The following is a 23,927-nucleotide window of genomic DNA, read 5'->3' on the forward strand; positions in this document are numbered from 1 at the left end:
GGCCGGTATCAGACAGTGATGTGGTGCTTGGCCAGGAAGGCGACGAAAGCCTCCTCATCCAAGACCTTCAACCCCAGCTCGCTGGCCTTGGCCAATTTCGACCCGGCGCCCGGCCCTGCGACCACGCAATGGGTTTTCGCCGATACCGAGCCTGCCACTTTGGCGCCCAGGCTTTCGAGCTTTTCCTTGGCCACGTCGCGGCTCATCAACTCCAGCGAGCCGGTCAGTACCCAGGTGTGACCCGCTTCAGGCAAGCCCTCGATCACCTTCTTCTCGCTCTGCCAGTGCATACCGAAGTCCTTGAGCTGCTGCTCGATGGCCAGCGCACGACGAGCATTCTCCGGATTATCGAAGAACTCCCGCACCGCCTTGGCCTGCTTCTCCGGTAGCGCCTGACGCATGTCCAGCCAGTCGGCCTGGATAACACCCTCCAGGGAGCCGAACTTGTCCGCCAACTTCTGCGCAGCACCCGGCCCCACGGAAGGCACGTGCAACTTGTCGAGAAGGCCGCCCAAGGTGGTGCTGGCGGCGAACTCAGCGCTGAGCTCGCCCTGATCCTGCAAGACCAGCGCGCATTCGTCCGGCGACAGCAGCGCGCCGATCACCTGCTGGTTGTGACTGTCCTCAAAGAAACTGTGGATCTCGTGAGCCACCTCCAGGCCAACATCCGGCAAGTACGTCAGCACTTCCGGCAAGGCTTGCTGCACGCGCTCAAGGGACGCCAGGGAGCGCGCCAGCACCTTGGCGGTTTCCTCGCCCACATCGGGAATACCCAGGGCGTAGATAAACCGTGCCAGAGTCGGGGCCTTACTGTTTTCGATAGCGGCGATCAGTTTCTTGCTGGAAACATCGGCGAAGCCTTCCAGATCGATGATCTGCTCGTACTTGAGCTTGTACAGGTCAGCCGGCGAGCCGATAAGCTTTTCATCGACCAACTGCTCGATGGTCTTGTCGCCCAAGCCATCGATATCCATCGCCCGTCGCGAGACGAAATGAATGATCGCCTGCTTGAGCTGCGCACCACAGGCCAGGCGCCCGACACAGCGATACACCGCGCCTTCGCTGACGGTTTCCTTGCCCTTGCTGCGCTTGACCAGTTGCGTGCGCTCCACATGGGACCCACACACCGGACAGCTCTCAGGAATCTGTACCGCGCGGGCATTTTCCGGGCGACGTTCGGCAACCACCGACACGACCTGTGGGATCACATCCCCCGCACGGCGGATGATCACGGTGTCACCGATCATCAGGCCCAGGCGCGCCACTTCGTCCATGTTGTGCAACGTCGCATTGGACACGGTGACGCCAGCCACCTTGACCGGCTTCAAGCGCGCCACCGGCGTCACGGCGCCGGTGCGGCCGACCTGGAATTCAACGTCCAGCAACTCGGTCAGTTCTTCCATCGCCGGAAACTTATGGGCGATGGCCCAGCGCGGCTCGCGGGCGCGAAAGCCCAGTTCACGCTGGTAGGCAATGCTGTTGACCTTGAACACCACCCCGTCGATTTCATAGGGCAGGCTGTTACGCCGCTCACCGATATCGCGGTAGTACGCCAGGCAATCCTCGATGCCCTTGGCCAGCTTCAGCTCGTGACTGATAGGCATGCCCCACTTCTGCAACTGCTGCAGGTTGCCGATATGGGTGTCGCTGATATCCGTGGTCACGCCATAGCAGCAGAACTCCAAGGGACGGCTGGCGGTAATCTTCGAGTCGAGTTGGCGCAGGCTGCCCGCAGCCGCGTTACGCGGGTTGGCGAAGGTCTTGCCGCCGACTTCCAGTTGCGTGGCATTCAAGCGCTCGAAACCGGCCTTGGACATGAATACTTCGCCGCGCACTTCCAGGGTCGCCGGCCAACCTGTGCCGTGTAGTTTCAACGGGATATTGCGCACGGTGCGCACATTCACGCTGATGTCTTCGCCGGTTGTGCCGTCGCCACGGGTCGCGCCGCGCACCAGCTCACCGTCCTGATACAGCAAGCTGACCGCCAGGCCATCAAGCTTGGGCTCACAGCTGTATTCCACCGCCGCGCCGCCGCCAAACAGATCGCCCACCGGCAGGTCGAGGCCCTCGGTGACCCGGCGATCAAACTCCAGCATGGTGGTTTCATCGAAGGCGTTGCCCAGGCTGAGCATCGGGATCTCGTGGCGCACCTGGGTAAACGCAGACAACGCCGCGCTGCCCACCCGCTGCGTCGGCGAATCGCGGGTCACCAGATCCGGATGCTCGGCTTCCAGCGCCTTGAGTTCGTGGAACAACCGGTCGTACTCGGCGTCCGGGATGCTCGGTTCATCGAGGACGTGGTAACGGTAGTTGTGCTGATCCAGTTCAGCGCGCAGTTCGAGGATGCGGGTGTGGGCGGCGGTCATGGGTGTTCTCTCATAAAGCAAAAGAGCAGCCGAAGCTGCTCAATATGTTAATGCGCTTAATTCTACTGACAACGCGGAGGACCAATCCTCAGCGTTTCTGTGTCAGGGCACGACGCTCGAACTCGACGATGCGCTGACGGTAGTGCTCGATGGTCTGGGCGGTCAGCACGCTGCGCTGATCATCCTTGAGCTCGCCGTTGAGTTCCTGAGACAGCTTGCGGGCTGCGGCCACCATGACGTCGAACGCCTGTTTCGGGTGACGCGGGCCTGGCAGGCCAAGGAAGAAGCTCACCGCCGGGGTGCTGAACAGGTCGATATCGTCCAAGTCGAAAGTGCCCGGCTTGACCGCATTGGCCATGGAGAACAGCACTTCGCCATTGCCGGCCATGCTTTCGTGACGGTGGAAAATATCCATCTCGCCAAAACGCAGGCCGCTTTCCAAGATGTTCTGCAACAGCGCCGGGCCCTTGAAGCCGGCCGAGTCGCGGCAGATCACGCTGATTACCAACACTTCTTCAGCTGCCGGCTGATCCTTGGCGGACTCACGCGGCGCGCTCTTGGCCGGGCTTTCATCCGGGAAGTCGCCGTCACGGCTGCTGAAGCTCGGGCCTTCGTCGACGTCGAGGTTCAGGTCACCTTGATGCGGCTCGGCCACGGCAGCGCTGCCACGCTTGCCGCGCTTGGACGACGGCTCGCGGGCTTCACGCACCGGCGCGCTCATCGACGGCAAGTCATGCTCATCAAGCTGTGGCTCTTTATGGGTATCCAGGACACGGGGCGGCCCTAGCAGCTCGGCAGCGCCGTCGTCGTCGGGCAAATTCGACAGGTTACGGTCCAGGCGAAATTTCAGCTTGCCCTTGCCGCCGCGCATACGGCGCCAGCCATCAAAAAGAATACCGGCTATTACAATAATGCCGATGACGATCAGCCACTCGCGCAGACCGATTTCCATGTAATCCCTTGCCTCTATAAAAAATGCTGAAAAATAAGGGGTTTAGCACCGTGCAAACCGCTTTAAAACGTGGCGCCAACTCTATGTTCTGACTGACGTTTTGCCCACGCATACGAAAAATTGACATTAAACTAGCACGACCAAAGATAACTTTACACAGTTGGCGCAAAATGTGTCGGCTGACGCAGGAATTAAGCTACAAACCCAAAGCTTCAAGCCGACGCTGTTGCCGCTCGAAGCTAGCAACTTGCCGCTAACTTTCCACCATCGCCATCGCCTCTTCGACATCCACCGCTACCAGCCTTGAACAGCCCGGTTCATGCATAGTCACCCCCATCAGTTGATCAGCCATTTCCATGGCGATCTTGTTGTGGGTGATATAGATGAACTGCACCGTCTGGGACATCTCTTTAACCAAGCGGGCATATCGTCCAACGTTAGCGTCATCCAGCGGCGCGTCAACTTCGTCGAGCATGCAGAACGGTGCCGGGTTCAACTTGAAGATGGCAAATACCAACGCCAATGCAGTCAGGGCCTTCTCGCCGCCGGACAACAAATGGATGGTGCTGTTCTTCTTGCCCGGAGGCCGCGCCATGATCGTTACCCCTGTATCGAGTAGATCTTCGCCCGTCAGTTCCAAGTAAGCGCTGCCACCACCGAAAACTTTTGGGAATAAGGCCTGTAAACCGCTATTAATCTGATCAAAGGTATCTTTGAAGCGGTTACGGGTTTCCTTGTCGATCTTGCGAATGACGTTTTCCAAAGTGTCCAGGGCTTCTACCAGATCGGCGTCCTGGGCATCCAGATAACGTTTACGCTCGGACTGCTGCTGGTATTCATCGATGGCCGCGAGGTTGATCGCACCGAGTCGTTGGATACGTGCAGCAATGCGCTCAAGTTCCTCTTCGGCTTCTTTCTCGTTGGCCTGGGCGGTCAAGGTATTGAGTACGCCGTGCAGGTCGTAGCCATCTTCCAGCAACTGGTCCTGCAGGGTTTTGCGGCGCACTGTGAGGGCTTGCCATTCCATGCGCTGCTGTTCGAGTTGGCCGCGGATCAATTGCGACTGCTGCTCGGCCTGGGTCCGGCGCTTTTCTGCGTCGCGCAGTTCGCGGTCGGCGTCTTCCATGGCGATTTGTGCAGTCTTGAGTTCTTCGTCGACGCTCATGCGTTTGTCGAGCAACTCTTCGAGCTTCAAGCGCAGCTCTTCCAGCGGCGCTTCGCCCTCCTCCAGGTTGAGGCTCAGTTGCTCGCGTTTTTCCGTCAGCCGTTCGGATTGCATCTCCAGGCGTTCCAGAGCCTGGCGCGTGGAGTCGTGCTGGGCGCGCAATGAGCCGAGGCGCACGGCCAACTGATGGGCGTGGTCCTTGTGCTGGCGCGCTTCCTGGCGTACCCGGTCGAGGCGCTCGCGCAGGCTGTCACGCTGGGCCAGCAACAGCTCGCGCTGCTCGGTGTCGAGGGCCATGCTGTCGAGGGCCTCCTGCAACTGCAGGCGCGCTTCGCCGACTTGTTCGTGTTCGAGGGCGCGTTGCTCGCCCATCTCGGCCACTTCTTCATCGAGCCGGGTACGACGCAGGGTCAATTGTTCGGCCTTGGCCTTGCTGGCGGAAAGCTGGGCTTTCAATTCGCCCTGCTGGCGCGCTTCGTCCTGCAACAGGCGACGCAAATGTTCGCGGCCGGTCTCTTGTTGGCGCTGGGTGGCGCGCAGGGTTTGCAGTTGGGTTTCCAAGGTCTCAAGAGTGGCCTCGCGCTCTTCGCGCTCGGCACTCAGGTTGACGATTTCCTGGCCACGGGCCAATACGCCACTTTCGGCTTCACTGGCGCGACGCACCCGCAAAAAGTGCCGGCCTACCCAGTAGCCGTCACGGCTGATCAGGCTTTCGCCAGAGGCCAATTGGCCTCGCAACGCCAAGGCCTGTTCCAAAGAGTCCACCGGCTTTACCAAGCCCAGCCATGGCGACAGGTCAATCTGCGCCTCGACTTTATCCAATAGGCTACCCGGCACGCGGGTGCCATCGGCTGCAGGGCTGAGCAGGCGTAAATCGCCTTGAGCAAAGCCCGCCAGATCAAAACCGCCGAAATCGTCCACCAACACGGCTTGCAGGTCCGCACCCAGCACGGTCTCCACGGCCAACTCCCAACCGGCTTCAACCTTCAAGCCTTCAGCCAGGCGCGGGCGTTCGGCCAAGTGCTGGTCGCGCAGCCATTCGGCGGTGCCGGTGCCTGGGTCCAATGCGGCTTGCTGCAAGGCCTCGAGGGAGGCCAGGCGTCCATTGAGGCGCTGCAAATCACCTTGGGCCTGCTGCTGCGCCTGGGTCGCCTGTTGCAGCTCCTGGCGCAATTGCTCCAGGCGCTCAACTTGCTGTTCTTCGCTGGCCTCCAACTCTTCCAGGGTCATTTCGCTTTCGGCCAACTGCTCGCTCAGCGCCATGATCGCCGCGTCTTCCGGAGCAGAGGCGAGCAATGCGCGCTCCTCCAGGGCCCGGCGCTGGCGCTCGGCCAGGCGCTCCATGCTGGTTTCCAGTTGCTGGATGCGTGATTGCTGCACCTCAGCCTGGCGACGCGGTTCGGCGGAGCGCAGGTTGAAAGCGTCCCACTGCTCCTGCCAGCCGTGCATGGTAGTTTCGGATTCTTCCAGGGCGGCGGCGGCTTCCTCAGCGGCGGCGCTGGTGATTTCCTGCTCGGGGGTGAGCATGTCCAGCTCCTCCCCGAGGGTCAGCAGCAACGTGCGGTCATGGCCCAGGTGGGATTCGGTTTCCAGCCGCGCCCGCTCCGCTTCCTTCAGATCATCCTGCAACTGGCGCAGGCGCTGCTGGCCGTGCTGGATGCTCTGTTCGACCCGCGCAATGTCGCCGCCCACCGAATAGAAGCGGCCCTGTACCAGGTTGAAGCGCTCGGACAAGTCATGGTGACCGTCGCGCAGGCGCTCGATGCTGGCGTCGGCGTTGCGTTGTTCGGCAACCAGGGCTTCGAAGCTGATTTCCTGGGTGCCGATGATCGCTTCGCGCTGGCCCACCTGGTCATTCAAGGCCTGCCAGCGCAGCGCCGAGAGTTGCGCCTTGAGCTGGCGTTCTTCGCCTTTATATTCCTGGTATTTCTCGGCGGCCTGGGCCTGGCGGTGCAGGCGCTCCAACTGGCGCTCCAGCTCTTCACGCAGGTCAGTCAGGCGTGCCAGGTTTTCGTGGGTGCGGCGGATACGGTTTTCGGTCTCGCGACGGCGCTCCTTGTACTTGGAGATGCCCGCCGCTTCCTCGATAAAGTTGCGCAGGTCCTCGGGCTTGGCTTCGATCAGCTTGGAGATCATGCCTTGCTCGATGATCGAGTAGCTGCGCGGGCCCAGGCCGGTGCCGAGGAAGATGTCGGTAATGTCACGGCGCCGGCACTTGGTGCCATTGAGGAAGTAACTGTTCTGGCTGTCGCGCGTCACTTTGCGGCGGATGGAAATTTCCGCGTAGGCGGCGTACTCGCCCACCAGGGTGCCGTCGGAGTTGTCGAACACCAGTTCGATGCTGGCCTGGCTCACCGGCTTGCGGCTAGTGGAACCGTTGAAGATGACGTCGGTCATCGACTCGCCACGCAGGTTTTTCGCGGAGCTCTCGCCCATCACCCAGCGCACGGCGTCGATAATGTTCGACTTGCCGCAGCCATTGGGCCCGACCACTGCCGCCATGTTACTGGGGAAGTTCACCGTGGTCGGGTCGACGAAGGATTTGAACCCCGCCAGTTTGATGCACTTGAGCCGCACGCTTAGGCGTCCGCCAGGGCTGCGATAACCAACGAGCTGCTGCGCTGGCAGTAGGCCGACAGCACCTGGCGAATTTGCGGCAGGTCACGGGCCAGTACGGCGGCGAGCAGTTGCTCGAACAACGCCAGGTACTCGCTCATCGATGCCTTGCGCTGATCCAGGGCCAGGTAATAGGCGCGATTCATCGCCGGCTGCAGGTTCTCGACGGTTTCCTGCAGGTACGGGTTATTGGCGAAGGGGTACGCGGCGCGCATGACATTGAAGCATTCTTCGACAAAGGCGCGGATGTCCTGGCGCTCGAAATTGCTCACCAGCCGTTGCTGGATCTGCACGAAGGGCGCCATGTCGGCCTGGGTCTGCCAGCCCTCGGCGACCGCGTTGCCCAGCAGGATGTACAGCTCGCTCATCAGCGTGCACAGGCTCTGCACCTTATGCGCGGTGAGTTCGGTGACGTGTGCCCCACGGCGCGGCAAGATGGCGATAAGGTGCCGCCGCTCAAGAATCAGCAAGGCTTCGCGCACGGAACCACGGCTGACGTTGAGTGCCAGGGTGACTTTCTGTTCCTGGATCCGCTCCCCAGGCTTGAGATCGCCGCGAATAATGCGCTCGGCGAGGTGGTGAGCGATTTGCTCGGCGAGACTGTCCGGCGCCTTGAACGTCATGTTTTCCCTTCAAAATCTTCTATCGGTACAAGGGCGGCAGTGTAGCGCAATCGCTGGGCCGACAACGCCGAATTTGGCATGAAATAAGCACACGATAAAGCCCAGGCACCGCTTAAAACGGCGGTTACAAGGATCTGAACCATAATCAAAGGTGTTGCAATCGCACTTTCTTGACCTTTCGGTCAGAAAATCGTTGACCGAAAAGTCAGACATGACTAGATTCGGCGCAAAGCGGTTAACAACAATAATGAGTCTGCGAGGCCTTCCGTGATCCAGTTTTTACTAAACCAGGAGCTCCGTAGCGAGCATGCCCTGGACCCAAACCTGACTGTGCTCAACTATCTGCGTGAGCATCTGGGCAAATCCGGAACCAAGGAAGGCTGCGCCAGCGGCGACTGCGGCGCCTGTACCGTGGTGGTGGGCGAGTTGCAGACCGACGAGCAAGGCGCCGAGCAGATTCGCTATCGCAGCCTCAATTCGTGCCTGACCTTTGTCTCGTCCCTGCACGGCAAGCAACTGGTGACTGTCGAAGACCTCAAGCACCAGGGCCAACTGCACAGCGTGCAACAGGCCATGGTCGATTGCCATGGCTCGCAATGCGGCTTTTGCACCCCGGGTTTTGTGATGTCGCTGTTTGCCCTGCAAAAAAACAGCGACGCTCCGGACAGCGCCAAGGCCCACGAAGCCCTGGCCGGCAACCTGTGTCGCTGCACCGGCTACCGTCCGATCCTGGCCGCCGCCGAACAAGCCTGTTGCAACAAACCCCAGGACCAGTTCGACAGCCGCGAGGCGCAGACCATTGCCCGCCTCAAGTCCATCGCACCGACGCAAACCGGCGAGCTGAACAGCGGCGACAAGCGCTGCCTGGTGCCCTTGACCGTCGCCGACCTGGCCGACCTCTACGACGCCTATCCCCAAGCCCGGCTGCTGGCCGGCGGCACCGACCTAGCGCTGGAAGTCACCCAGTTCCACCGCACGCTGCCGGTGATGATTTATGTCGGCAACATCGAAGCCATGAAACGCATCGAGACCTTTGACGACCGCCTGGAAATCGGCGCCGCCACCGCCCTCTCCGACTGCTACAGCGCGTTGCACCACGAATACCCCGACTTCGGCGACCTGCTGCACCGCTTCGCGTCTCTGCAAATCCGCAACCAGGGCACCCTCGGTGGCAATATTGGCAACGCCTCGCCCATCGGTGATTCGCCGCCGCTGCTGATCGCCCTTGGCGCGCAGATCGTGCTGTGCAAGGGCAACGTGCGGCGCACCCTGGCCCTGGAAGACTACTTTATCGACTACCGCGTCACCGCCCGCCAGGACAGCGAGTTCATCGAGAAAATCATCGTGCCCAAGGGCCACGCGTTGTTCCGAGCCTACAAGGTTTCCAAGCGCCTGGACGATGATATTTCTGCGGTGTGTGCGGCCTTCAACCTGAAGCTCGACAACGGCGTGATCAGCGATGCCCGCGTGGCCTTCGGCGGTATGGCCGCCACGCCCAAACGCGCGCAACACTGCGAAGCGGTGCTGATCGGCGCCACCTGGAACAGCGCCACCGTGGAGAAGGCCTGCGCGGCCCTGGCCGAGGACTTCACCCCGCTGTCGGACTTCCGTGCGAGCAAGGAATACCGCCTGCTCAGCGCCCAGAACCTGCTGCGTAAATACTTCATCGAGCTGCAAACACCGCACATCGAGACTCGGGTGACCGCTTATGTCTAATCATCACGCCGTGGTAAAAACCCAAGCCGAAATGGCCGAGCTGTTTGCCCAGGACCTGACGTCCGGGGTCGGGCGCAGCGTCAAGCATGACAGCGCCGCCAAGCATGTGTCGGGCGAAGCGCAGTACATCGATGACCGCCTGGAATTCCCCAACCAGTTGCACCTGTATGCGCGCATGTCCGACCGCGCCCACGCCCGCATCCTGAGTATCGACACCGCGCCCTGCTACGCCTTCGAGGGTGTGCGGATCGTCATCACCCACGAAGACGTGCCGGGCCTGAAAGACATCGGTCCACTGATGCCCGGCGACCCATTGCTGGCCATCGATACCGTGCAGTTCGTCGGCCAGGTGGTGCTGGCCGTCGCCGCCCGCGACCTGGAGACCGCGCGCAAGGCCGCGATGGCGGCGGTGATCGAATACGAAGACCTGGAACCGGTGCTGGATGTGGTCGAGGCCTTTCGCAAAAAACATTTCGTGCTGGACAGCCACACCCACCAGCGCGGTGATTCGGCAGGCGCCCTGGCGAGCGCGAAAAACCGTATCCAGGGCACCCTGCATATCGGCGGCCAGGAACACTTCTACCTGGAAACCCAGATCTCCTCGGTGATGCCCACCGAAGACGGCGGCATGATCGTCTACTGCTCCACCCAGAACCCCACTGAAGTGCAGAAGCTGGTGGCCGAGGTACTGGACGTATCGATGAACAAGATCGTCGTCGATATGCGCCGCATGGGCGGTGGTTTCGGCGGCAAGGAAACCCAGGCCGCCAGCCCGGCTTGCCTGTGTGCGGTGGTCGCGCGCCTGACCGGCCAGCCGACCAAGATGCGCCTGCCGCGGGTCGAAGACATGCTGATGACCGGCAAGCGCCACCCCTTCTATATCGAATACGACGTGGGCTTCGACGACACCGGGCGCCTGCACGGGATCAACCTGGACCTGGCCGGTAACTGTGGTTGCTCACCGGACCTGTCCAACTCGATTGTCGACCGTGCGATGTTCCACTCCGACAACTCGTATTACTTGGGCGACGCCACGGTCAACGGCCATCGCTGCAAGACCAACACCGCGTCCAACACCGCGTATCGCGGCTTCGGTGGCCCGCAAGGCATGGTGGCGATCGAGGAAGTGATGGACGCCATCGCCCGCCATCTGGCGCTGGACCCGCTGGCCGTGCGCAAGGCCAACTACTATGGCAAGACCGAGCGCAACGTCACCCATTACTACCAGACCGTCGAGCACAACATGCTCGAAGAGATGACTGCCGAACTGGAAGCCAGCAGCCAATACGCCGAGCGCCGCGAAGCCATTCGCCGCTATAACGCCAACAGCCCGATCCTGAAAAAAGGCCTGGCGCTGACACCGGTCAAGTTCGGCATTTCGTTCACCGCCAGCTTCCTCAACCAGGCCGGCGCGTTGATCCATATCTACACCGACGGCAGCATCCACCTGAACCACGGCGGCACCGAAATGGGCCAGGGCTTGAACATCAAGGTCGCGCAGGTGGTGGCCGAGATTTTCCAGGTGGAAATCGACCGGGTGCAGATTACCGCGACCAACACCGACAAGGTGCCCAACACCTCGCCGACCGCTGCTTCCAGCGGTGCCGACCTTAACGGCAAGGCCGCGCAGAATGCCGCCGAGACCATCAAGCAACGCCTGGTGGAATTTGCCGCGCGCAAATACGACGTCAGCGAAGCCGACGTTGAGTTCCACAACGGCCATGTGCGGGTGCGCGAGCAGATCCTGACCTTTGAGGAGCTGATCCAGCAGGCGTATTTCGCCCAGGTCTCGCTGTCGAGTACCGGGTTCTACAAGACCCCGAAAATCTTCTACGACCGCAGCCAGGCACGGGGCCGACCGTTCTACTACTTCGCCTTCGGCGCGGCTTGCTGCGAAGTGATCGTCGATACCCTGACCGGCGAATACAAGATGCTGCGCACCGACATCCTCCACGACGTGGGCGCCTCGCTGAACCCGGCCATCGACATTGGCCAGGTCGAAGGCGGCTTTATCCAGGGCATGGGTTGGCTGACCATGGAAGAGCTGGTGTGGAACAACAAAGGCAAACTGATGACCAATGGCCCGGCCAGCTACAAGATCCCGGCAGTGGCGGACATGCCCCTGGATTTGCGGGTGAAGTTGGTGGAAAACCGCAAGAACCCGGAAGACACGGTGTTCCACTCCAAGGCCGTGGGTGAACCGCCGTTCATGCTCGGGATTGCCTCGTGGTGCGCGATCAAGGATGCGGTGGCGAGCCTGGGTGACTATCGCCATCAGCCGAAGATCGACGCGCCGGCCACGCCGGAGCGGGTGTTGTGGGGCTGTGAGCAGATGCGGCAGTTGACTGCTGCGAAGGCTCTTGAAACCGAAACCGAGTTGGCTTCGCTCTAGACCGAGGCGCTGCATTCGCGAGCAAGCCCGCTCCCACATTTGGAATGCATTTCCCTGTGGGAGCGGGCTTGCCCGCGAAGGCGGCCTGACAGACACCACAAGAGGTGACTATGAACAACTGGATCAGTGCCCTCGCCAACCTGCAAACCCAGGGCGAGCCCTGCGTGCTGGTGACCATCATCGAAGAGCTGGGCTCCACGCCGCGCAACTCAGGCTCCAAGATGGTCGTCAGCGCCGCACACACCTTCGACACCATCGGCGGCGGCCACCTGGAATACAAGGCCATGCAGATCGCCCGCGACATGCTCGTGCGTGGCCAGCACAACACCCACCTGGAGCGCTTCAGCCTGGGCGCCAGCCTCGGCCAGTGCTGTGGCGGCGTGACCGTGCTGCTGTTCGAACCCATGGGCCAGGTGCAGGCGCAGATTGCCGTATTCGGCGCCGGCCATGTCGGCCGCGCGCTGGTGCCGCTGCTGGCCAGCCTGCCGTGCCGGGTGCGCTGGATCGACTCGCGGGAACAGGAATTCCCGGAGCATATCCCCCAAGGCGTGCGTAAAATCGTCAGCGAAGAGCCAGTGGACGAAATTGCCGACCTGCCGGTGGGCAGTTACTGCATCGTCATGACCCACAATCACCAGCTCGACCTGGAACTGACCGCCGCCCTGCTCAAGCGCAATGATTTTGCCTACTTTGGCCTGATCGGCTCGCAGACCAAGCGCGTCAAGTTCGAACACCGCCTGCGTGAGCGCGGCTTCGAGGCCACACAGTTGCAACGCATGCGCTGCCCCATGGGCCTCACCGAGGTGAAGGGCAAACTGCCGGTGGAAATCGCCATCTCCATCGCCGGCGAGATCATCGCCACCTATAACGCCAACTTCGGCCAGCACACCGCGAGTGCCGAACCCATTGCCAAACTGCTGCCGGTTTCGCGCCGCAGCCAAGCTATCAATTGAGACGACCATGCCTTTGACTCGCAAAGCCTACCGTGCCGCCATCCTGCACAGCCTCGCCGACCCCGCCATCGTCGGGATCGAAGCCTCCTATGAGTATTTCGAAGACGGCCTGCTGGTGATCGACAACGGTCAGATCAGCGCCCTCGGGCATGCCAGCGACCTGCTGCCGACGCTGGCCGCCGACATCGAAATCACCCATTACCAGGATGCTCTGATCACTCCCGGCCTGATCGACACCCACATCCACCTGCCGCAAACCGGCATGGTCGGTGCCTACGGCGAACAACTGCTGGATTGGCTGAACACCTACACCTTCCCTTGCGAAAGCCAGTTCGCCGACAAGGCCCACGCCGAAGAAGTCGCGGATATCTTTATCAAGGAACTGCTGCGCAACGGCACCACCACTGCCCTGGTGTTCGGCAGCGTGCACCCGCAATCGGTGAACTCATTCTTTGAGGCCGCCCAGAAGCTGGACCTGCGCATGATCGCCGGCAAGGTGATGATGGACCGCAATGCCCCGGACTACCTGACCGATACCGCCGAGTCCGGCTACCAGGAAAGCAAGGCGCTGATCGAGCGCTGGCACGGCAAGGGCCGCTTGCACTACGCCGTGACCCCACGCTTCGCCCCCACCAGCACACCCGAACAACTGACCCTCGCCGGCCAGTTGCTGGGGGAATACCCGGACCTGTACATGCAGACTCACATCAGTGAAAACCTGCAGGAAGTGCAATGGGTCAAGGAGCTGTTCCCGGAGCGCAGTGGCTACCTGGATGTGTACGACCACTACAAGCTGCTGGGGGAACGTTCGGTATTCGCCCATGGCGTGCACCTGTGCGACGACGAGTGCGCGCGGCTGGCCGAAGCCGGTTCGGCCGTGGCGTTCTGCCCGACGTCGAACTTCTTCCTGGGCAGTGGCTTGTTCAATCTGCCGATGGCCGAGAAGCACCAGCTTAATGTAGGCCTGGGCACAGATGTGGGTGGCGGCACCAGCTTCTCGCTGCTGCAGACGCTGAACGAGGCCTACAAGGTCATGCAATTGCAGGGCGCACGACTGAGCCCGTTCAAATCGCTGTACCTGGCGACCCTGGGAGGTGCAAAAGCGCTGCGCCTGGAAGACAAGATCGGCACCCTGCAGCCGGGCACCGATGCAGACTTTCTGGTCCTGGACTACAACGCCACGCCACTGCTCAGCTATCGCTTGAAGCAGGCCAATAACATTGCCGAGACGCTGTTTGTACTGATGACGCTGGGGGATGATCGGGCAGTGATGCAGACGTATGCAGCGGGCAATCTGGTACACCAACGCTAAACCCCTGTAGGAGCTGGCTTGCCAGCGATAGCATCACCGCGGTGAACAGATACACCGCGGTGCCTGCATCGCTGGCAAGCCAGCGCCTACACAGTTTGATCGGGTTTAGAGCTTGATCGAGGAGCGGCCCGGCTTCTTGGTTTGCAGCAGATGCGAGAACACCGCATGCAAATCATCCGACGCGCTTTCCTCATCGAGGTTGAGCTTGCTGTCGATGTGATCCATGTGATGCATCATCAGGTTCACCGCCAACGCCGAGTCCCGGGCCTCGATCGCGTCGATCAACTGGGTGTGTTCGTCGTAGGAGCAGTGTGAGCGGTTGCCGCTTTCATACTGGGCGATGATCAGCGAGGTCTGGGACACCAGGCTGCGCTGGAAGCTGATCAGCGGGGCATTCTTCGCAGCCTCGGCCAGTTTCAGGTGGAACTCGCCAGACAACCGGATACCCGCGCCGCGGTCCCCGCGGGAGAAGCTGTCGCGCTCGTCGTTGACCATCTGGCGCAACTCAGCCAACTCTTCGGTGGATGCATGTTGTACCGCCAGCTCGGTGATCGCCCGCTCCACCAGGCGCCGGGCCAGGAACACCTGGCGGGCTTCCTCGACACTCGGGCTTGCCACGACCGCACCACGATTGGGGCGCAACAACACCACGCCTTCATGGGCCAGACGCGACAAGGCGCGGCGGATGATGGTGCGGCTGACGCCAAAGATCTCGCCCAGTGCTTCTTCACTCAATTTGGTACCGGGCGCGAGGCGTTGTTCGAGGATGGCCTCGAAGATATGCGCGTAGACGATATCGTCCTGGGTTCCACTGCGACCGGCCTTACCGGCTCGCGGCTGTTTCTTGAGGGGCTGCAACTGTTCGTTCATGGGCACTCGGGTCGGGAGAACGGCGGCGAATTGACGTTGACTGTAATAAGGGTATAGCGGGTCGCTGGCAAGTATCGCGTAAAAACAGCGCACATTGTACACAACCCGTTGCGCCAACACACTGTACGGCTGTTTGCGCGGCCGGCTGTATTGCAACAGTCAGTTACGTTTGAGTTTAGGCTTGATTCCACGATTTCCCCACCCATCAATGCTGCCCCGATGCCCCTGTAGGAGCGAGCTTGCTCGCGAAGAACCTGAGAGCGCCGCCTTCCACCAGAATGCCCGCGCCATCGTTGAAGATCTTCGCCCGCAAGCCGGCGCCTACAAGTTGCCGGGTACAAGGAAGACTTTTCCATGACCGACGCGACCCAGGCGCCCTTACGCCCACTGGCCGACACTTCGCCTTCGGCTATCGTCGCCGGCTTTATCGCCATGATGACCGGCTACACCAGCTCGCTGGTGCTGATGTTCCAGGCCGGCCAGGCTGCTGGCCTGACCACTGCACAGATATCCTCGTGGATCTGGGCGATCTCCATCGGTATGGCGGTGTGCAGCATCGGCTTGTCCCTGCGCTACCGCACCCCCATCACCATCGCCTGGTCGACCCCAGGCGCAGCGCTGTTGATTACCAGCCTGGGCGGGGTCAGCTACGGCGAGGCCATCGGTGCCTACATTACCTGCGCGGTGTTGGTCACGATCTGCGGCCTTACTGGCAGCTTTGAAAAACTGGTCAAGAAGATTCCCGCCTCGCTGGCCGCCGCACTGCTGGCCGGGATCCTGTTCAAGATCGGCAGCGAGATTTTCGTCGCCGCGCAGCACCGCACCGCCCTGGTGCTGGGCATGTTCTTTACCTATCTGATCATCAAGCGCCTGTCGCCCCGCTATGCGGTGCTGGCCGCGCTGCTGATCGGCACTGCCTTGTCCGGATTGATGGGGCTACTGGACTTCAGCGGGTTCAGCCTGGAAGTGGCGACGCCGGTGTGGACCACACCGCACTTCTCCCTGGCGGCGACCATCAGCATTGGTATTCCGCTATTCGTGGTGGCGATGACCTCGCAGAACATGCCCGGCGTCGCGGTACTGCGCGCCGATGGCTACAACGTGCCAGCCTCGCCGCTGATCACCGCCACCGGCCTGGCCTCGCTGGTGCTGGCGCCATTCGGCTCCCACGGTATCAACTTGGCGGCCATCAGCGCGGCCATCTGTACCGGGCCCCACGCCCATGAGGATCGCAACAAGCGCTACACCGCCGCCGTGTGGTGCGGGATTTTCTACGGGGTCGCCGGGGTATTTGGGGCCACGCTGGCGGCGTTGTTCGCCGCATTGCCAAAGGAGCTGGTGCTGTCGATCGCGGCATTGGCGTTGTTTGGCTCGATCATCAATGGCCTGAGCATTGCCATGAATGAGCCCAAGGAACGGGAAGCAGCGCTGATCACCTTTATGGTCACGGCGTCGGGGTTGACGCTGTTCTCCATCGGTTCGGCATTCTGGGGGATTGTCGCGGGGGTGTTGACGCTGATGATACTGAACTGGCGCAAGGCCTGATTATTACCCTGAAACGAAAAAGCGACCCGGGCGGGTCGCTTTTTCATGACATCAGACAGCCGGATTGATCGGCTTTTCTGGGTGCCAGGCGTCCAGCAGTGCACTGACTTCAACGCGGGTCAGCTCTGGGCGAGCCTTGAGCCACGCTTCAACAGCGGCACGCTGTTCTTCGTTGACCGATCCACGGGTGGCTTTGCAGACCAGACCGAAGTCATCACCGCCAACGTAGTCCAGGCCATTGCCGTCCATCGCTTCAGTCAGGAATGCTTCGAGGAAAGCGTCAACCGCCTCATCGTCCAAACCTTCTTTGAAGTCCAGGTTCAGTTCGAAACCCAGCTCTTGAAATTCATCAACGCACAGTTTTTTGCGCAGACGCCGGGAACGGTTAGTCGCCATTGGAACAATCCTCTTAAGTATTAACGGCCGGCACTCTACCAGTTTAAGGCGCGAATTGCCCGGCAATCCAAGACGGGTGGCACGTCAGGGCTAAAAAAAACCGTCATTTGCAGCTATCGTTGAGGCACAAGTAGCCCCACCTTGGGGCATAATGCCGACACTTTCATGACCACTGGGGGATTTTCTTACATAGCCCCCGCTATATTCACCCTCCTATGCAGTAGGGTCTTACTTCTTATGATCAAATCATTGCGCCCATTGTTACTCGCCAGTTTCCTTTTGCCCATGGCCCTCTCTGTCACCGCCGCCCCGATCAATACCACCTTGCCACCTAAAGTTCAGGAAGCCCTGCAGAAAGCCAAGCTGCAGAACAATGCACTGTCCCTGGTGATGATTCCGCTCAATGGCCCCGGCACCGCCACGGTGTTCAATGCGGACGTCTCGGTCAACCCGGCATCGACCATGAAGCTGGTCACCACCTACGCCGCCCTGGAAATGCTCGGCCCCAACCATCAGTGGAAAACCGAGTTCTACACCGACGGCACCCTCAGTGGCGGCGTCCTGCGGGGCAACCTGTACCTCAAGGGCGGTGGCGACCCCAAGTTGAACATGGAGAAACTCTGGCTGCTGATGCGCGACCTGCGCGCCAATGGCGTTCAGCAAGTCACCGGCGACCTGGTACTGGATCGCGGCTTCTTTATCCAACCGCAATTGCCGGAATTCAACGACGACGGCAACGATGCCAACAAACCGTTCCTGGTCAAGCCGGACGCCCTGCTGGTCAACCTCAAGGCCCTGCGTTTCGTGACCCGCAATGATTCGGGCCGGGTGCTGGTTTCGGTCGAGCCGCCGATTGCCAGCATCCAGATCGACAATCAGGTCAAGGCCACCAACGCCAAGCAGTGCACCGGTGACGTGCGCTACAACCCGGTCACCGCCGCCGACGGCAGCGTCACCGTGACGGTCAGCGGCCAGTTGGGCGATGGCTGCAGCTCGCAGACTTATCTGTCGCTGCTCGACCATGCCACCTACACCGCCGGCGCCGTGCGGGCGATCTGGAAAGAGTTGGGCGGTACTATCCAGGGCCGCGACGTACTGGCCCCGGTGCCGAAAACCGCCAAGGTCCTGGCCCGGACGTTCTCCCCGGATCTGGCGGAGATCATTCGCGACATCAATAAATACAGTAACAACACCATGGCCCAGCAACTGTTCCTCAGCCTCGGCGCGCAATACCGCACCGATGCCGACGGCGACGACGCCAAGGCCGCGCAGCGCGTGGTCCGCCAATGGCTGGCGAAAAAAGGCATAACGGCACCACATCTGGTGATGGAGAACGGCTCCGGCCTGTCCCGTGCCGAACGCGTGAGCGCCCGGGAAATGGCGACCATGCTGCAAGCCGCCTGGAGAAGCCCGTATGCGGCAGAGTTCATCAGCTCGATGCCGATTGCCGGCAGTGACGGCACCATGCGCAAGCGCCTGAAAACCACGGCCCTGCGCGGCGAAGCGCACGTCAAGACCGGCACCCTGAACACCGTGCGCGCCATTGCCGGCTTCAGCCGTGACAACAATGGCAATACCTGGGCCGTGGTGGCGATCCTCAACGATCCGAAGCCGTGGGGAGCATCGTCGGTGCTGGACCAGGTGTTGCTGGACCTGTATCGCCAGCCGAAGCTGGCGGCGGCTGCACCGGGCCTATAAACAGCTTGCCAGCAAGCTTTGTTGTGGCGAGCGGGCTTGCCCCGCGCTGGGCTGCGAAGCAGCCCCAAAACCTGCCTTCGCGGTCTATCTGACGGATCTCAGTGAGGCGAGTGGGGCTGCTTCGCAGCCCAGCGCGGGGCAAGCCCGCTCGCCACAACAAGCCCGCCCGCCACAACCAGCCCATCAGGCGGGTAGCGGCTGCGCCTCAACCCGATCCCGGCCCGCTTGCTTGGCCGCATACACCGCCGAATCGGCGCGCAACAACAAGCCATCCACACCGTCATCGACCCGCCAACTGGCCACGCCAAAACTGGCCGTCACTGTGCCTACGCCCTCCATCGGCGTACTGCGCAGCACTTCCCACAATTCAACCGCCAGGCTGTAGGCCTGAACGCCATCGGTGTTCGGACACAGCACCATGAACTCCTCGCCACCCAGGCGACAGAACACATCGCTGCGGCGTAAACGCTGGCTGATCCGCCGACACAGCTCCTGCAACACCCCATCCCCGGCGGCGTGCCCGTGCTGGTCATTGATGCGCTTGAAGTGATCGATGTCCAGCATGATCACGGCCAGTGCACCCGATGTGCGCCGCACCCGGCTCATCTCGGACTTCAGCCGGTCCTGGAAGTAGCGGCGATTATGGATACTCGTCAATGAGTCGGTGATCGACAGCGCCCGCAGCTCCTCCTCCACCCGCTTTAGATCGGAGATATCCGACACATAGCCATGCCATAGCGTACCGCCGCCGGGTAACTCTTCCGGCGTCGCCTCGCCACGGATCCAACGCAAGCCGCGGCCTGGCAGTTGCACGCGATACTCTTCGCGCCAATGGCTCAATTGCAGCGCTGACAGGCGGATGGAGGCGCGGATGCGTTCAGCATCGAGGGGATGAATACGCTCGAAGACTTGTTTGGCATCCTGTTGCAACAGCCCCGGATCGATTTCATAGATATCGCGCATACCGTCACTGGCGTAGATAAACCGCCAGTTTTCGTTGGGCTCCAGGGTGAACTGGAAAATCCCGCCCGGCACATGGGCACTGAGTTTTTTCAGCAAGCGATCCCGTGCCGCCAGGGCCTCATAGGCGCGTTTCTGCTCGGTGATATCCAGGCAGATCGCCAGGTGTCCGATCCATAAGCCATGATCGTCAAGCAATGCCGTCGCCAGCATGTTCACGGTCAACTGGCTGCCGTCCTGGCGTACCAGCGTCCACTCCCGGGCCTCATGCAGGCTGTCAGCACCCTCCACCAGCATCGCCTGGCCCGGCATGATCCGTTTGCCCAGCGCGAGGCTCAACTGCACGGCACGGCTTTCCAGCTCCGGCGCCAGGTGCAGGCTTTCGAGGGTCATGTGACCGAGCACCTGCTCCGCCGGATAACCCAGCATCTGCTCGGCACCGGCATTGAAGGTGTTGATCACCCCCCGCAGATCCGTGGCAATGATTGCCACCTGAGTCGCGGCGTTGAGCACACTGCGCAACTGGCCGTGGGCGCCGCGCAGCTCATATTCGCGCTGGTGCAATTGCGCGGTGCGCTGTTGTACCAGCCTCACCGCCCGCTGACGCTGGCTGACCAGTACATAGAGCAAGGCACTGAGCAACAGGCTGAGCAAGCAGCCCATGGTCAGGATACTGGTGACTGCGGAGTGATTGGCCTGGGTAAATACCTGGCTGGGGCGCAGGCTCAGGGCGTAGACATGATCACCCAGAGTCAGCCGGCGAATCGCCTCCAGGCTGCTATCGCCCACGGCGTTACCCGACTCATACAACACTCGCTGCTGATCATCGGAGGTATCGACAATCTGCATCACCAGATTGTCCCGCGCAGGCTTGGGCAAGCCGTCGGCCACCAATTGGCGCATGCTGATCACCGCCATGACGAAACCATAGGGTTCGTTGTAGGACATTTGCGCGGTGCCCGGTCGGCTGACAGGTGCTACCAGCAACACCCCCATGGTATACGCCGGCTCCACCCCCACCAGCGACATGGGTTGGGACACGGCGATGCTCCCGGAACGGTACGCCCGCTCAACGGTTGAGCGGCGCAGTGGCTGGGCCAGCAAGTCAAACCCCAGGGGCGAGCCGATCAGGCTTTGGGTCTGGCTATACAACACCGGCACATATTCGTCGCGCTCGCCCGCCGGCAAGAGCGCCCCGTTGTCGTTCAGCTCGCGAATGGAGAAAGGCGCGCCACGCTGGAGTGACACTTGTTGTTCGAACGCCTGGCGCTGATCGCGAAATATCCGTGGCGCCCAGGCATAGGCGCGCGCGCGCAAAAGCAGCGGCTGGGCGAACCCATCGAACTCTTCGCGGGAAACAGTATGGGAATTGACGAAAAAACGCCGCAGGCTGCCAAGACGCTGTTCCTGGTCTTCAAAACGCTCTTCCAGACGGCTAAAGCGTTCGTTGACCAACAACTGAAAACGCTGGCGGACCTCCTGCTGATTCAGATCGGCCGTGGCCAACGCCAGCACGGCGGTGAGCACCACGCCCACCAGCAAGACCACCGATGCCACCAGCCAAGCCGAGGCCTGTTCGCTGATAAAACCCAGTATTTTCGGGCGGACGGCTTGCAACGGCATAGGCAAAACTCGAAACACCAGCGTGCAGGGGCGCTACTTTGGCTAAGAGCTTAGTTATAGCCATCGAGCCCACTTTTGACCAGCGCAAAAAAGCCGCGAGACCGGAAAAATCCAGGCCCGCGGCGTCAAGGTCGATCAGCGTGCGGTGATTTTCCAGGCCCGGTGGATTTTCGGGTTACGGGCAAAATCCGGATCGATGGTTTTATCGCTGATTTCCTCGACGGCATAGCGCTCGCCCAGGTTGTCTTCCAACTGGAACTTGCGGAAGTTGTTGGAGAAATACAGCACCCCGCCCGGCGCCAGACGGGCCATGGCCAAGTCGAGCAACTGCACATGGTCACGCTGGACGTCGAACACGCCCTCCATACGCTTGGAGTTGGAGAAGGTCGGCGGGTCGATGAAGATCAGGTCGAACTCATCACGGCTGGCTTCCAGCCAGGCCATCACATCACCCTGCTCCAGGCGGTTCTTGTCGGAGAAGCCATTGAGGGATAGGTTGCGGCGCGCCCAGTCCAGGTAGGTTTTCGACAAGTCGACGCTGGTGGTGCTGCGCGCACCGCCCTTGGCCGCATGCACACTGGCAGTGGCGGTGTAGCAATACAGGTTGAGGAAGCGCTTGCCGGCAGCTTCTTTCTGGATGCGCATACGCATCGGGCGGTGGTCGAGGAACAGCCCGGTGTCCAGGTAGTCGGTCAGGTTGACCAGCAGCTTCACCCCGCCTTCGCTGACTTCAGTGAACTTGCCCTGGGCGCTCTGACGCTCGTACTGCTTGGTACCGCTCTGGCGCTCGCGGCGCTTGACCACCACGCGGCTCTTGTCGATGTTCAGCGCCTGGGGAATCGCGGCCAGGGCATCGAACATGCGTGCCGAGGCCTTTTCCGGGTCGATGGACTTGGGCGCCACGTATTCCTGAACGTGCACCCAGTCGTGGTACAGGTCGATGGCCATGGAGTACTCCGGCATATCGGCGTCGTACACACGGTAGCAATCGACACCCTCGCGCTTGGCCCACTTGCCCAGCAACTTGAGGTTCTTTTGCAGGCGGTTGGCAAACATCTGCCCGCCTTCGCTCAAGCGCGCCTGCTCGACCACCGGAGCCGGTGCCGGCGCGGGTTTGATCGGGTTACCGTTCTTGTTGTACTGACGCTCTTGCGGCTCGGTCGGGGCCTGGTCGTAAGCGGCTTGCTCACGTTCGGCCTGGCGCTGTTCCGGGGTGCGGCGCTCGCCGGTCACGAACTGGTCCGGGTTGACCTTGATCAGCAGCAGCTTGCACGGCAACGCGCCGTTCCAGAACGAATACTGCTTGTGGCTGCGGATCCCCATGCGCTTGCCCAGGTCCGGAGCGCCAGTGAATACCGCCGCCTCCCAGCCCATGCACGCCTGGCGCAGACGCTCACCGAGGTTCTGGTAGAGATACAACAGACTGGCTTCATCACCCAGGCGCTCGCCGTACGGCGGGTTGCAGATGACCAGGCCTTTCTGGTTCTGGTCCGGGCGCGGCTCGAAGGTGCCGACTTCGCCCTGGTAGATCTTGATCCAGTGGCTCAGGCCAGCGCGCTCGATGTTGTTGCGTGCGGGCTGGATCAAGCGTGGGTCTGCTTCGTAACCACGGATCCACAGTGGCGGTTTGTTCATGCCGATGGCCGCACGCTCGCTGGCTTCGGTGTGGAGTTTTTTCCACAGCGCCGGCACGTGACCGAGCCAGGCGGTGAAACCCCACTGCTCGCGATTGAGGTTGGGGGCCATGTCGGCCGCGATCATCGCGCCTTCCACCAGGAAGGTGCCGACGCCGCACATCGGGTCAGTCAAGGCGCCGTTTTCGGCGGCAATACGCGGCCAGCCGGCACGAATCAGAATCGCCGCCGCGAGGTTTTCCTTCAACGGTGCCGCGCCCTGCTGCAGGCGGTAGCCGCGCTGGTGCAGGCTATGGCCGGACAGGTCGAGGGAAAGGATCGCTTCGCCACGGTCCAGGCGCAGGTGAATGCGCAGGTCTGGGTTGATCTTGTCGATGGACGGGCGTTCGCCGGTCGGGCTGCGCAGCTTGTCGACAATCGCATCCTTGACCTTCAGCGCACCAAAGTGGGTGTTGTCGATGCCCGAGCCATGGCCGCTGAATTCCACCGCGAGGGTGCCATCAGGGACCATATGGTCTTGCCATTCGATATCCAGTACGCCGTGGTACAGGTCTTCGGCATCCTTCATCGGGAAGCGCTTGAGCACCAGCAACACACGGTTGGCCAGGCGCGACCAGAGGCACAGGCGGTAGGCGGTTTCCATGTCGGCCATGCCGCGCACGGCCGAGGTGTGCTCGCGGGCATCTTCAAGGCCAAGCCCGACGGCTTCCTCGATCAGCAGGCCTTCGAGGCCCTTGGGGCAAGTGAGGAAGAGTTCGTAACGGTCCGACATGGGCATTCCAGGCTTTTCAGCAATAAGTGAACGGGCGACGCATCGCACGTTCGGTTTTCAATCAAGCGCTTTTCTTGAAGAGCGCTCGCGTGGCACGAATGTGTGCCGTTCCACCCCGGCGTCCAGGCTTTATGGACCTTGATTGCCGGGGCAGATAGATAATTTTTGCAACAAAAGGAAATATTCCGACCCTTCGTCGAATAATAACCGACTACAGACGGCGGGTATTCTCACTAAAGGATTAAACCCATCCTCTATACAGGGCACATCATAGCTGGCTTTGCCCAAAAAAAGGGGCGAAAAGCCATCCCAGCTTATGGCTATAGCATCGTTA

General features: G+C 61.3%; 14 protein-coding genes. 6 read left to right on the plus strand and 8 right to left on the minus strand.

The features are described from left to right. Positions 1-8: 8 nt before the first annotated feature. From ligA to JTY93_RS18395, 4 genes are all read right to left on the minus strand, one after another. On the minus strand, positions 9-2,366 hold the full coding sequence (gene ligA, locus JTY93_RS18380; RefSeq protein ID WP_205476789.1) for an NAD-dependent DNA ligase LigA: 2,358 nt from the start codon (positions 2,364-2,366) through the stop codon (positions 9-11). Positions 2,367-2,454: 88 nt separating this feature from the next. After that, positions 2,455-3,318 (minus strand): cell division protein ZipA, encoded by an 864-nt coding sequence (gene zipA, locus JTY93_RS18385; protein ID WP_205476788.1) that lies wholly within the window; start codon positions 3,316-3,318, stop codon positions 2,455-2,457. A gap of 253 nt (positions 3,319-3,571) precedes the next feature. Then, on the minus strand, positions 3,572-7,060 hold the full coding sequence (gene smc, locus JTY93_RS18390; protein WP_205518894.1) for a chromosome segregation protein SMC: 3,489 nt from the start codon (positions 7,058-7,060) through the stop codon (positions 3,572-3,574). 2 nt (positions 7,061-7,062) lie between these two features. Next, positions 7,063-7,722, minus strand: coding sequence for a GntR family transcriptional regulator (locus JTY93_RS18395; RefSeq protein WP_205476786.1), 660 nt, complete (start codon positions 7,720-7,722; stop codon positions 7,063-7,065). A gap of 267 nt (positions 7,723-7,989) precedes the next feature. Here JTY93_RS18395 and xdhA point away from each other — a divergent pair, with 267 nt between their 5' ends. From xdhA to guaD, 4 genes are all read left to right on the plus strand, one after another. Beyond that, positions 7,990-9,438: a xanthine dehydrogenase small subunit gene (gene xdhA / locus JTY93_RS18400; protein WP_205476785.1), complete on the plus strand. Its 1,449-nt coding sequence runs from the start codon at positions 7,990-7,992 to the stop codon at positions 9,436-9,438. Further along, entirely contained in the window at positions 9,431-11,830 is a 2,400-nt protein-coding gene (xdhB, locus tag JTY93_RS18405; RefSeq protein WP_205476784.1) for a xanthine dehydrogenase molybdopterin binding subunit, read from the plus strand. The genes xdhA and xdhB overlap by 8 nt, the downstream gene beginning before the upstream one ends. 110 nt (positions 11,831-11,940) lie before the next feature. Beyond that, on the plus strand, positions 11,941-12,783 hold the full coding sequence (xdhC, locus tag JTY93_RS18410; protein ID WP_205476783.1) for a xanthine dehydrogenase accessory protein XdhC: 843 nt from the start codon (positions 11,941-11,943) through the stop codon (positions 12,781-12,783). Between the two features lie 7 nt (positions 12,784-12,790). After that, positions 12,791-14,095: a guanine deaminase gene (gene guaD, locus JTY93_RS18415; RefSeq protein WP_205476782.1), complete on the plus strand. Its 1,305-nt coding sequence runs from the start codon at positions 12,791-12,793 to the stop codon at positions 14,093-14,095. A gap of 105 nt (positions 14,096-14,200) precedes the next feature. Here guaD and JTY93_RS18420 read toward each other — a convergent pair whose 3' ends face one another. Then, positions 14,201-14,965 carry a GntR family transcriptional regulator gene (locus JTY93_RS18420; RefSeq protein ID WP_029298219.1) on the minus strand — a complete coding sequence of 255 codons (765 nt, stop codon included), beginning with the start codon at positions 14,963-14,965 and terminating at the stop codon, positions 14,201-14,203. Positions 14,966-15,319: 354 nt separating this feature from the next. Here JTY93_RS18420 and JTY93_RS18425 point away from each other — a divergent pair, with 354 nt between their 5' ends. After that, the gene (locus JTY93_RS18425) at positions 15,320-16,510 is read left to right on the plus strand and encodes a benzoate/H(+) symporter BenE family transporter (RefSeq protein ID WP_205476781.1); all 1,191 of its coding nucleotides are present in this window, start codon (positions 15,320-15,322) and stop codon (positions 16,508-16,510) included. A gap of 51 nt (positions 16,511-16,561) precedes the next feature. Here the strand turns inward: JTY93_RS18425 and JTY93_RS18430 are convergent, their stop codons facing one another. Continuing rightward, positions 16,562-16,906: a YggL family protein gene (locus tag JTY93_RS18430; RefSeq protein WP_003219101.1), complete on the minus strand. Its 345-nt coding sequence runs from the start codon at positions 16,904-16,906 to the stop codon at positions 16,562-16,564. Between the two features lie 237 nt (positions 16,907-17,143). On the opposite strand from JTY93_RS18430, the gene dacB reads away from it, so the two are divergent. After that, positions 17,144-18,604 carry a D-alanyl-D-alanine carboxypeptidase/D-alanyl-D-alanine endopeptidase gene (gene dacB / locus JTY93_RS18435; protein ID WP_205476780.1) on the plus strand — a complete coding sequence of 487 codons (1,461 nt, stop codon included), beginning with the start codon at positions 17,144-17,146 and terminating at the stop codon, positions 18,602-18,604. 183 nt (positions 18,605-18,787) lie between these two features. Here dacB and JTY93_RS18440 read toward each other — a convergent pair whose 3' ends face one another. After that, complete coding sequence (locus tag JTY93_RS18440) at positions 18,788-21,187, minus strand: sensor domain-containing diguanylate cyclase (RefSeq protein WP_205476779.1); 2,400 nt, start codon at positions 21,185-21,187, stop codon at positions 18,788-18,790. Positions 21,188-21,322: 135 nt separating this feature from the next. Next, complete coding sequence (rlmKL, locus tag JTY93_RS18445) at positions 21,323-23,593, minus strand: bifunctional 23S rRNA (guanine(2069)-N(7))-methyltransferase RlmK/23S rRNA (guanine(2445)-N(2))-methyltransferase RlmL (protein ID WP_205476778.1); 2,271 nt, start codon at positions 23,591-23,593, stop codon at positions 21,323-21,325. Between the last annotated feature and the right edge of the window lie 334 nt (positions 23,594-23,927).

Source organism: Pseudomonas hygromyciniae (assembly GCF_016925675.1).
GTDB classification, from domain to species: domain Bacteria; phylum Pseudomonadota; class Gammaproteobacteria; order Pseudomonadales; family Pseudomonadaceae; genus Aquipseudomonas; species Aquipseudomonas hygromyciniae.

Bases quoted from the DNA above. Each gene is read 5' to 3' on its own strand.
- zipA (WP_205476788.1), bottom strand. From the start codon at position 3,318: ATGGAAATCGGTCTGCGCGAGTGGCTGATCGTCATCGGCATTATTGTA.
- xdhB (WP_205476784.1), top strand. From the start codon at position 9,431: ATGTCTAATCATCACGCCGTGGTAAAAACCCAAGCCGAAATGGCCGAG.
- dacB (WP_205476780.1), top strand. From the start codon at position 17,144: ATGATCAAATCATTGCGCCCATTGTTACTCGCCAGTTTCCTTTTGCCC.
- xdhC (WP_205476783.1), top strand. From the start codon at position 11,941: ATGAACAACTGGATCAGTGCCCTCGCCAACCTGCAAACCCAGGGCGAG.
- guaD (WP_205476782.1), top strand. From the start codon at position 12,791: ATGCCTTTGACTCGCAAAGCCTACCGTGCCGCCATCCTGCACAGCCTC.
- JTY93_RS18440 (WP_205476779.1), bottom strand. From the start codon at position 21,187: ATGCCGTTGCAAGCCGTCCGCCCGAAAATACTGGGTTTTATCAGCGAA.
- JTY93_RS18395 (WP_205476786.1), bottom strand. From the start codon at position 7,722: ATGACGTTCAAGGCGCCGGACAGTCTCGCCGAGCAAATCGCTCACCAC.
- ligA (WP_205476789.1), bottom strand. From the start codon at position 2,366: ATGACCGCCGCCCACACCCGCATCCTCGAACTGCGCGCTGAACTGGAT.
- JTY93_RS18425 (WP_205476781.1), top strand. From the start codon at position 15,320: ATGACCGACGCGACCCAGGCGCCCTTACGCCCACTGGCCGACACTTCG.
- JTY93_RS18420 (WP_029298219.1), bottom strand. From the start codon at position 14,965: ATGAACGAACAGTTGCAGCCCCTCAAGAAACAGCCGCGAGCCGGTAAG.
- JTY93_RS18430 (WP_003219101.1), bottom strand. From the start codon at position 16,906: ATGGCGACTAACCGTTCCCGGCGTCTGCGCAAAAAACTGTGCGTTGAT.
- rlmKL (WP_205476778.1), bottom strand. From the start codon at position 23,593: ATGTCGGACCGTTACGAACTCTTCCTCACTTGCCCCAAGGGCCTCGAA.